At 71.8% G+C, this 9,505-nt stretch carries 8 protein-coding genes; 7 read left to right on the top strand and 1 reads right to left on the bottom strand.

Annotation, left to right across the window (positions count from 1 at the left end):
• From ACFW2Y_RS32120 to hemL, 6 genes are all read left to right on the top strand, one after another.
• Positions 1 to 684 (top strand): FAD-dependent monooxygenase (locus tag ACFW2Y_RS32120; RefSeq protein WP_384886098.1); only part of this gene is annotated, 684 nt, incomplete at its 5' end.
• 96 nt (positions 685 to 780) lie between these two features.
• Positions 781 to 1,590, top strand: coding sequence for an aspartate/glutamate racemase family protein (locus ACFW2Y_RS32115; protein WP_384886097.1), 810 nt, complete (start codon positions 781 to 783; stop codon positions 1,588 to 1,590).
• 6 nt (positions 1,591 to 1,596) lie between these two features.
• The gene (gene hemB / locus ACFW2Y_RS32110) at positions 1,597 to 2,625 is read left to right on the top strand and encodes a porphobilinogen synthase (protein WP_384886094.1); all 1,029 of its coding nucleotides are present in this window, start codon (positions 1,597 to 1,599) and stop codon (positions 2,623 to 2,625) included.
• 213 nt (positions 2,626 to 2,838) lie between these two features.
• Positions 2,839 to 4,149, top strand: a complete 1,311-nt coding sequence (hemA, locus tag ACFW2Y_RS32105) for a glutamyl-tRNA reductase (protein ID WP_384886091.1) — start codon at positions 2,839 to 2,841, stop codon at positions 4,147 to 4,149.
• Entirely contained in the window at positions 4,146 to 6,200 is a 2,055-nt protein-coding gene (locus ACFW2Y_RS32100) for an acetate--CoA ligase family protein (protein WP_384886089.1), read from the top strand. The genes hemA and ACFW2Y_RS32100 overlap by 4 nt, the downstream gene beginning before the upstream one ends.
• A 172-nt stretch (positions 6,201 to 6,372) precedes the next feature.
• Positions 6,373 to 7,710: a glutamate-1-semialdehyde 2,1-aminomutase gene (gene hemL / locus ACFW2Y_RS32095; protein ID WP_384886087.1), complete on the top strand. Its 1,338-nt coding sequence runs from the start codon at positions 6,373 to 6,375 to the stop codon at positions 7,708 to 7,710.
• Between the two features lie 67 nt (positions 7,711 to 7,777).
• Here hemL and ACFW2Y_RS32090 read toward each other — a convergent pair whose 3' ends face one another.
• Positions 7,778 to 8,197, bottom strand: a complete 420-nt coding sequence (locus ACFW2Y_RS32090) for an organic hydroperoxide resistance protein (RefSeq protein ID WP_384886084.1) — start codon at positions 8,195 to 8,197, stop codon at positions 7,778 to 7,780.
• A gap of 168 nt (positions 8,198 to 8,365) precedes the next feature.
• Between ACFW2Y_RS32090 and ACFW2Y_RS32085 the strand changes: the two genes are divergently transcribed.
• Positions 8,366 to 9,505: CoA transferase (locus tag ACFW2Y_RS32085; RefSeq protein WP_384886082.1), on the top strand; the 1,140-nt coding region annotated here is incomplete at its 3' end.

Genomic DNA, 9,505 nt, shown 5'->3' with positions numbered 1-9,505 from the left:
GCGCTGCGACTGCCGTCCCGGGCCACCGAGTACCCCTGGTACGCCCTGCGGGTGGTGACGACCACGGCCCTGGACGAACTGTTGCCCGGCCTGGCACCGCTGGCCTACGTCCGCGACCCGCGACAGTCGTTCAGCGTCCTGGGCATGCCCGACCACTGGCGCCTGATCTTCCGGCTCCCGGCGGACGCGCCGCGCGGTCGGGTCACGGAGCGGCCTGCGGTGCGTGCCCTGTTGGAGCATGCTCTGCCCTCCTGCGCCGGGCGGTTGGACGTCGCGGACGCGCACACGTACCGGCTGGCCTCGTACGTCCTGCCGGACTACCGGGTCGGCAGGGTCCTCTTCGCCGGCGACGCGGCCCATCTGACCTCGACCGCAGGCGGCATGAACATGAACTGTGGACTGCACGACGCAGTCGCCTGGGGGCGGGCCCTGACGAGGATCCACCGCGGCGAGGCCGACGAGCGGGTCCTGGACCGCGTCGCCAGCGAACGGCGAGCCGTGGTGACGGACAAGGTGATCCCGCGCAGCGAGGCCCGCACCGCCGGCATCGGCGACACGACCGCGTTGCGGCGCGCCCTGGACGGCATCGGTCGGATCGCCGCCGATCCGGCCCGCGTCACCGATTACCTGTTCACCGCCTCCCTGCTGGACTGTGCCCCCCGACCCCGGCAGCCGGCCGGCTGAACCCGCCCGCGTTCCCGCCCGCCCGGCGGTTCTCCCACGCACACCCGTTCGCACCACCTTGCCCCGCCCTTCCCACCTGAGAGGACGGAAAGCGCCATGCGCCTCTGGTTCCACAAACACACCGTGGAGGGTCGGCTGCCACTGCTCGACCAGTGGTATCGCGAGCACCTGGACGCGATCGCCGCCCCTGGCACCGTCATCGACATCAAGACCCTGCCGGCCGACACCTATCCCGACAACACCCCGTTCGGTTTGGTCGGCCACCATTCGGCCCAAGTGCTCTTCAGCGAACACTTCGCGCACGCGGCCCTGGAGGCCGAACGACAGGGCTACGACGCCTGGATCACGGCCGCCGGGCAGGACCCCGGCCTGCGCGACGCGCGACACCTCGCCGCCATCCCGACCCTCGGGTACGGCGAGACGGCGTTCTTCCTGTCGGCCCTGACCGGACACCGCTTCGGGCTCCTCGGTTTCATGCCGCCCCTGGAAGAGCCCATCCGCGCCAACATCAGCCGCTACGACCTCGAGCGGTCGATGTCTGCGTACGAGGTCGTCCCCGGGGGATGGGACGGCGTCCACCGTGCCCTCGACGACGACCACGACCAGTTCGTCACCGTCTACACCGAGGCCGCCGAACGCGCCCGCAAGGCGGGGGCCGAGGTCATCATCCCCGCCGAGGGCATCCCCAACGAGATCCTCTGGCACCTGGGCATCCGCGAACTCGCCGGCATGCCCGTCGTCGATCCGGCCGGTCTGGCCGTCAAGTTCGCCGAACTCACCGTCAATTTGGGTGAGTTGGGCATCTTCTCGCGATCATCGGCCGGTTACTGGTTCCAGCGTCCGCCCGCCGAGATCTCCCGCCACCTCGAAAAGGTCTTCCTCGGTTCGACCCTCCAAGGAGCGTGATCCCCCATGACCATCCAGTCCTCCATCGGCACCGCCCCCTTCAGCACTCCCGCGGGCGCCCCGCTGCACCGCCCCCGACGCCTGCGCCGCACTCCGCAGCTGCGCCGCCTCACCTCCGAGACGCAGGTCAACGCCGCCAACCTCATACAGCCGCTGTTCCTGCGCGAGGGGCTGGCCGAGCCCCGGGAGATCCCCTCCATGCCGGGCGTGTTCCAGCACACCCGGGACTCCCTGCGCAAGGCCGCGGTCGAGGCCGTCACCGCGGGCGTGGGCGGGCTGATGCTCTTCGGCATCCCCGAGAACGACAAGAAGGACCCCCAGGGGTCGGGCGCGGTCGACCCCGAGGGCGTCCTCCAGGTCGCCCTGCGCGAGGTCGTCGCCGAGGTCGGCGACTCCACCGTCGTCATCGGCGACATCAACCTCGACGAGTACACCACCCACGGTCACACCGGGGTCCTCGGCCCGGACGGCGACGTCGACAACGACGCCAGCGTCCGGCTGTACGCCGAGGCCGCCGTCGTACAGGCCGAGGCAGGCGCCCAGATCGTCGCGCCCAGCGGCATGATGGACGGCCAGGTGCGCCACATCCGCGCCGCCCTGGACGCGGCCGGCCACCACACCGTGGCGATCCTCGGCTACTCGGCCAAGTACGCCTCCCACTTCTACGGACCGTTCCGCGACGCCGTCGAGTCCTCCCTGCAGGGCAACCGCCGCACCTACCAACAGGATCCGGGCAACATCCGGGAATCCCTGCGGGAGGTCGCCCTCGACCTCGCCGAGGGCGCGGACATGGTGATGGTCAAGCCCGCCCTGGCCTACCTCGACATCGTCCGTCTCATCGCCGAGCGCGTCGACGTGCCCGTCTCCGCCTACCAGGTGTCCGGCGAGTACTCGATGATCGAGGCCGCCGCCGCCCGCGGCTGGCTCGACCGCGACGAGACGATCGTGGAGAGCCTCACCTCCATCCACAGGGCCGGTGCCTCCCAGATCATCACTTACTGGGCAACCGAGTTCGCCCCCCGTCTGGGCAGCTGAACCCCGCGCCTTCCTCACCGGCCACCGGGCGACCGCCACACCACGCCCGGGGGCCGGCCCCCCACCTCGCGCACCCCGCGGCTCCACCCCCACCATGCGCCGCCCCCCACACAGACGCACCGCGCGACCCCTTTCCCCGGGCCGCCCGACCCAACCGGGCCCGCCTGGCCACCAGGGCCTTCGCCCGCCCTATCCACTGAGGTGTTAAGGACTGTGCGACGAACAACACCGGACGACAACCGGTTCCTGGCGGTGGGCATCAGCCATGCCACCGCCCCCCTCGACCTGCTGGAACAGCTCTACGAGAGCCCCAGACCGCTCGACGACCTGGCCCGGCGCATCGCCGAGACCGAGGGTCTGACCTCCTCCCTGATCCTGTCCACCTGCAACAGGATGGAGGTGTACGTCGAATCCGCCCCGGACACCGACCCGGTACCCCTCCTCGACGACCTGATCGCCGAGCACACCGGTGTCCGTCCCCAGGAGATCGCGCCCTACCAGTACGTACGCCGAGCCGACGACGCGCTGCGCCACCTGTTCCAGGTCGCCTCCGGCCTCGACTCCGTCGTCCTCGGTGAGGACCAGATCCTCGGCCAGGTGAAGGAGGCCCTGGACCGGGCTCAGCGCACCCGGTCCACCAGCAAGTCCCTCAACCAGGCCGTGCAGGCCGCGCTCCGCGCGGGCAAGCGGGCCCGCAACGAGACCGGTCTGAACGAGGCGGGCCGCTCCCTCGCCACTGCCGGGATCGCCTTCTTCGAGCGGCTGGTCGGCTCCCTGGACGGCAAGACCGCACTGGTCATCGGCGCCGGCTCCTTCGGCGGCGTCGTCCTCGCGGCCCTACGTCGCTCCGGCCTCAGCACCGTGCACATGGCCAACCGCACCCCCGAGAAGGCCCAGCGCCTCGCCGAGACCGCCGATGGCCGCGGCTACCCGCTGGAAGCCGTACCGGAGTTGCTCACCGGGGTGGACGTCGTCGTCAGCTGCACCGCCGCCACCGAACCGCTGCTGCGCGCCGACGCCGTCGCCGCCGCGATGGCCGCACGCGAAGGACGCGAGCTCTACCTGCTCGACCTGTCCCTGCCGCGCAACATCGAGCCGGAAGCCGGACGGACACCCGGCGTCACCCTCGTCGACCTCCAGCGCATTGCGGAGGAAGGCGGGGACGACGAACTGTCCGTGGCCAGCGTGGAGGCCGCGCACCGGATCATCGACGCCGAGGTCGAGAACCTCAAGACCGTCCGGCGGGCCGCCCGGGCCACCCCGATCCTCGCGGCGATGCGCGCCAGCGCCACCGAGGCCACGGACGCCGAACTCGACCGGCTCAGCAAACGGTTGGACGGCATGGACGGCGACGCGCTGCAGGAGGTCTCCCGCACCGTGCAGCGCATCGTCGACAAGATGCTCCACCAGCCCACGGTCCGTGCCCGCGAACTGGCCGGACGGCCCGACGGCGAGGTCTACGTCGACGCCCTGCACGCCCTGTTCACCCCCCAGCCCGCACTCGCCCAGGAGGTCATGGCATGAGCGCGATCTCTGCCCTGTGGAACGCCGACTCCATCGCCGTCATCGGCGCCACCGAGCGCCCCGGCGCGCTCGGCCGCAAGCCGATGGACTTCCTGCTGCGGCACGGCTACAAGGGCCGCATCCTGCCGATCAACCCGCGCGGCGGAGAGATCCTCGGGGTCCCCGCGTACACCTCCGTCAAGGAGGCCCCCGGCCCGGTCGGCCTGGCGCTCATCATGGTGGGTGCAGACCGGGTCGCCGGCGCCGTCGACGACTGCATCGACGCCGACGTGCCGCTCGCCATCATCGCCTCCTCCGGCTTCGCGGAAACCGGCCCCGAAGGGGCCGCCCTGCAGGAGGAGGTCGTCGCCCGGGCCCGGGCCGGCGGACTGCGGCTGATCGGGCCGAACTGCATCGGGGCCGTCAGCTTCAACAATCGCGTCCTCGCCACGTTCAGTCCCCTCTTCGGCGCCGAGAGCGTCCCCTTCGAGCCCGGCACCCTCGGCTTCGTCAGTCAGAGCGGCGCCCTGGGGTTCGGCGCGGCAAGCCTCGCCCTGCAGCGCGGACTGCGCCCCGGATGGGTGGTGAGCACGGGCAACGACGCCGACGTCACGGCGCTGGAGGTGCTCCGCGAACTGGCGGAGGAGCCCGAGTGCCACGGCCTGCTGGGGTACTTGGAGGACGTGCCCGACCTGGAGACGCTGCGCGCCCTGAGCGCCTCCGGCAAGCCGGTCGCCCTCCTGAAGTCCGGGCGCACCGAAGCCGGCGGGCGGGCCGCGGCCTCCCACACGGGCGCCCTCGCCACCGACGACCGGGTGCTCGACGCCTCCCTCCGTCAGCTCGGCATCGTCCGCGTCGACGACATCGACGAACTCCTCGACGTGGCGCACGCCTTCGAGTTCCCGCTGCGGCCCAAGGGCCCGCGGGTCGCCGTGGTCACCACCTCCGGTGGCTCCGGCATCCTCGCTGCCGACGCCATCGAGGACGCGGGCCTGGAGCTGAGTGAGCTCTCCGAGGACAGCATCGCTGCGCTCACCGAGATCGTGCCGCCCTTCGGGGCGGTGCAGAACCCCGTCGACATCACCGCAACTGTGCTCAGCGACCCCTCCCTCTTCGACCGGTCACTGGACGTACTGATCGAGGACGACTCCGTCGACCTCATCATCGCTTGCTTCTGCGTCATGGCCGGGCCGGACGTGGAGAAGGCGGTCACCGCCCTGTCGAAGGCGGCCCGCAAGGGCGGCAAGCCGATCCTGGTGGCCCGCACCGGAGCCGACTTCCTCGCCCCCGACGCCCCGGCCATGCTCCGGGACGCCCAGCTGCCGGACTACCCCACCCCGGCGCGGGCTCTGAAGGCGGCCTCCGCGCTGTGGCAGGTCAGCCGGCCGCGCCCGCAGGGCCCTCGGGCCGCCACGGCGACGCCGCTCCCGGCGCCCGGTGCCGACGCCACGGAGCCCCGGTTGAAGGAGCTGCTGGCGACCGCCGGCATCACCGTGCCCCGGGGCCGCATCGCCCGGGACGCCGACGACACCGTCGCTTTGGTGGGGGAGCTGGGCGGTCGGACCGTGCTCAAGGCCGTGGTCCCGGGGCTGCTGCACAAGTCGGAGGCGGGCGGAGTCCGGGTCGGCGTGGGACCGGAGGAGGCCCCGGCCGTGTTCCGCGAGCTGGCGGCGCTCGGCGGCGAGGTCCTCGTCGAGGAGCTCGCCGAGGACGGGGTGGAGGTGCTGGTCGGCGTCCGGACCAGCCCGCTCGGCAAGGTGCTGACCGTCGGGCTCGGCGGCATCTTCACCGAGCTCCTCGACGACGTGGCGCACCGGATCGCGCCGCTCGCCGACGGCGATGCCGAGAGCATGATCGACGAACTGCGCGGTGCCGCCCTGCTGAGCGGGGCGCGCGGTACCCGGACCCTCGACACCGGGGCGCTGGCCGAGCTGTTGTACCGGCTCTCCGACGCGGTCGCCGGCTGGCCGGGGGACTTCGAGCTGGACCTCAACCCGGTGCGGGTGCTGCCGAGCGGCGTGGTCGTCCTCGACGCCGCGTTCACCACCACCGAGAGCACTCCGACCGTTTGACACCCGTGACCGCGGGGGAGCCGGCGACACCCCCACCGGCTCCCCCGCCCCTCCCACGGCCCCGCGCGGCCACCGGCACCCCTCCGCGGACCACGTACCCCCCACACGGCACGCCCCCCCACACACACGACACCGACCCAGACCGCTCCGCAACTGCGAAAGGCACCGACCGATGTCCTCACCCACTGCTCCGACTGCCCCCGTCACCGGCGGCACCGCTTCGGCGGCGCTGTTCGAGCGGGCCGCTGCCGTCATCCCGGGCGGAGTCAACTCACCGGTGCGCGCCTTCGGTTCCGTCGGCGGCACCCCCGTTTTCATGGCCTCGGCGCAGGGCCCGTACCTCGTCGACGTCGAAGGTCGCGAGTACGTCGACCTCATCTGCTCCTGGGGCCCGATGATCCTCGGTCACCGGCATCCTGCCGTCCTGGAGGCGGTGAACACCGCACTTGGCTCCGGCACTTCGTTCGGCACCGCGACCGAGGGCGAGATCGCCCTGGCCGAGGAGATCGTCTCCCGGGTCGACCCGGTGGAGAAGGTCCGCCTCGTGACGTCCGGGACCGAGGCGACCATGTCGGCGATCCGGCTCGCCCGTGGCTTCACGGGCCGCTCGAAGATCGTCAAGTTCGCGGGCTGCTACCACGGCCACGTCGACGCCCTGCTGGCCGCGGCCGGTTCGGGGCTGGCGACGTTCGCGCTGCCCGACACCCCGGGCGTCACCGGAGCCCAGGCCGCCGACACCATCGTGCTGCCCTACAACGACCTGGCCGCGGTGGAGCGGACCTTCGCCGAGCAAGGCTCCGAGATCGCCTGTGTGATCACCGAGGCGGCCCCGGGCAACATGGGTGCCGTTCCGCCGCTGCCCGGATTCAACGCAGGACTGAAGGAGTTGTGCGGGCGCCACGGTGCCCTGTTCATCTCCGACGAGGTGATGACGGGCTTCCGGGCGAGCCGGGCCGGCTGGTACGGCCGGGACGGTGTGGCGGCGGACCTGTTCACCTTCGGCAAGGTGATGGGCGGCGGCTTCCCGGCCGCGGCCTTCGGCGGTCGGGCCGACGTCATGGCCCACCTGGCCCCCGCCGGCCCCGTCTACCAGGCGGGCACCCTGGCCGGGAACCCGGTGGCCACCGCGGCCGGCCTGGCCACCTTGCGCCACTGCACCGACGAGGTCTACGAGCGGCTGGAGACCGTGTCCGCGACGATCGGGGCCGAGGTCTCCAAGGCCCTGGCTGCGGAAGGCGTCGCGCACAGCCTGCAGTACTCCGGGACCATGTTCTCGGTGTTCTTCGCCGAAGGGGCGGTCATCGACTACGACCAGGTCAAGGCTTCGGAAGCGTTCCGCTACCGGGCCTTCTTTCACGAGATGCTGCGCCAGGGCGTGTATCTGCCGCCGTCTCCCTTCGAGGCCTGGTTCCTGTCCGCCGCACACGACGACCGCGCGGTCGACCGGGTCGTGGCGGCCCTTCCGCAGGCGGCGAAGGCGGCGGCCCGGGCCCTGCCCCCGGCGGCCTGACCGGTTCCGGCGCGCGCGTGCCGCCGGAACCGTCGCCCCGGTCCCGGCGGCACGTCCTCCGCGAAGGTCAGGATTCCAGTGCGATCCCGACCCTGATGTTCCCGCGTACGGCACGGGAGTACGGGCAGCGGGCGTGCGCCCGGTCCACCAACTCCTGGGCCGTGCCGGGGGCAACCCCCGGCAGCCGCACCATCAGGTCCGCGCTGATGCCATAGCCGGACGCGTCCCGCTCCAGATGCACACGGGCCGTCACGGTCGGCTCCTCGTCGAGGGCCACCCGCGCCTCACGGGCGGACAGGCGCAGCGCGCTGTGGAAGCAGGCCGCGTACCCGGCGGCGAACAACTGCTCGGGATTGGTCTGTTCGCCGGCGCCGCCGACCTCCTTCGGTGCATCGAGGACCAACTCCAGAACGCCGTCAGAGGAGTGGACCCGACCCTTGCGGCCGTCTCCAGACGACACGACCTCGGCAGTGTAGATGACCGACATGTTTTCTGCCCTTTCATGGGAGAGGGGGAAGTGGAGGAGAAACACTCGGAAGATAGGCAAGGGATTTCGGTAAATCGATACGGAAGCCCGAACAAAACCCTCAAGAAGAAGTCGACATCAGCTCTCCGAGCTGATTTTTCTGAAGATCCCGGAAAGGGGATGGATCCCATGGGGCCACTGGAAGGTGTACGCGTGGTCGAGCTGGCGAGCGGCGCTCCCTGTGCCTTCGCAGCTACGTTGCTGGCTGACCTCGGCGCCGACGTCGTCCGCATCGACCGCCCGGGCGCGGCTGCGTTCGGCGCGGCCGACCCGTTGAGTCGTTCCCGGCGCTCGGTCGCGGTCGATTTGAAGAGCCCGGACGGAAAGCGTCGGGTGCGCGACCTCATCGGCCGCGCCGACGTCCTGCTCGAAGGGCTTCGCCCGGGCGCCGCCGAACGCCTGGGAATAGGGCCTGATTCCTTTGCCGATTCCCACCCCGGCCTCATCTACGCCCGCGTTTCCGGCTGGGGGCAGAGCGGTCCCTGGGCGCAGCGCCCGGGACACGACATCAGCTTCCTCGCCATGGCCGGACTGCTCGACAGCGACACGGCCCCGTCCGGTGGGCCGACCCCACCGTCCACCTATCTCTCCACCTTCGCGGGCGGTGGGATGCTCCAGGCCCTCGGGGTGCTCGCGGCGCTGTACGAGCGCTCCCGCGGAGGACGCGGCCAGGTCGTCGACGCGGCCATGGTGGACGGGGCGGCCCTGCTGGAGGTCATGGTCCGCCAGTGGCGGGACAACCCCGGCAACGTCACCGTGACCGATGCGCCGTTCTACACCACGTACGCCTGTCAGGACGGCCGGAGCGTGGCGGTGGGTGCGATCGAGCCGCGGTTCTACGAGGTGCTGCTGACCCAGCTCGGCCTGGACGGGGGAGACCTGCCCGACCGTGACGACCGGACCCTCTGGCCCGCGCTGCGGGACCGGATCGGCGAGGCCTTCCGCGCCCGCCCCCGGGACTACTGGGTGAAGGCGTTCGTCGAGCACGACGCCTGTGTGGTGCCCGTGCTCGACCCGGACGAGGCCGCGGAGCACCCCGCCCTGCGCGACCGCACGACCTTCGTCGAGGTCGCGGGTCGTCCCCAGCCGGCGCCCGCCCCCCGTTTCTCCCGCACTCCGGCGTCCGCCCCGACCGCCGCCCCGTGTCCCGGCGGCTCCCCGGACCTCGTCGCCTCGACCCGGGCCGCCCGCGAGGCCGGCGCGATCACGCTCGCGGTGACCAACAACCCCGACTCCCCGCTGGCCGCCGTCTCCGAGTACCACCTCGAC

It is taken from the genome of Streptomyces sp. NPDC058877, from assembly GCF_042742855.1.
Lineage (GTDB): Bacteria > Actinomycetota > Actinomycetes > Streptomycetales > Streptomycetaceae > Streptomyces.
The sequence above is the reverse complement of the archived record's forward strand: the minus strand, read 5'-3'. Positions and strand labels throughout refer to the sequence as shown.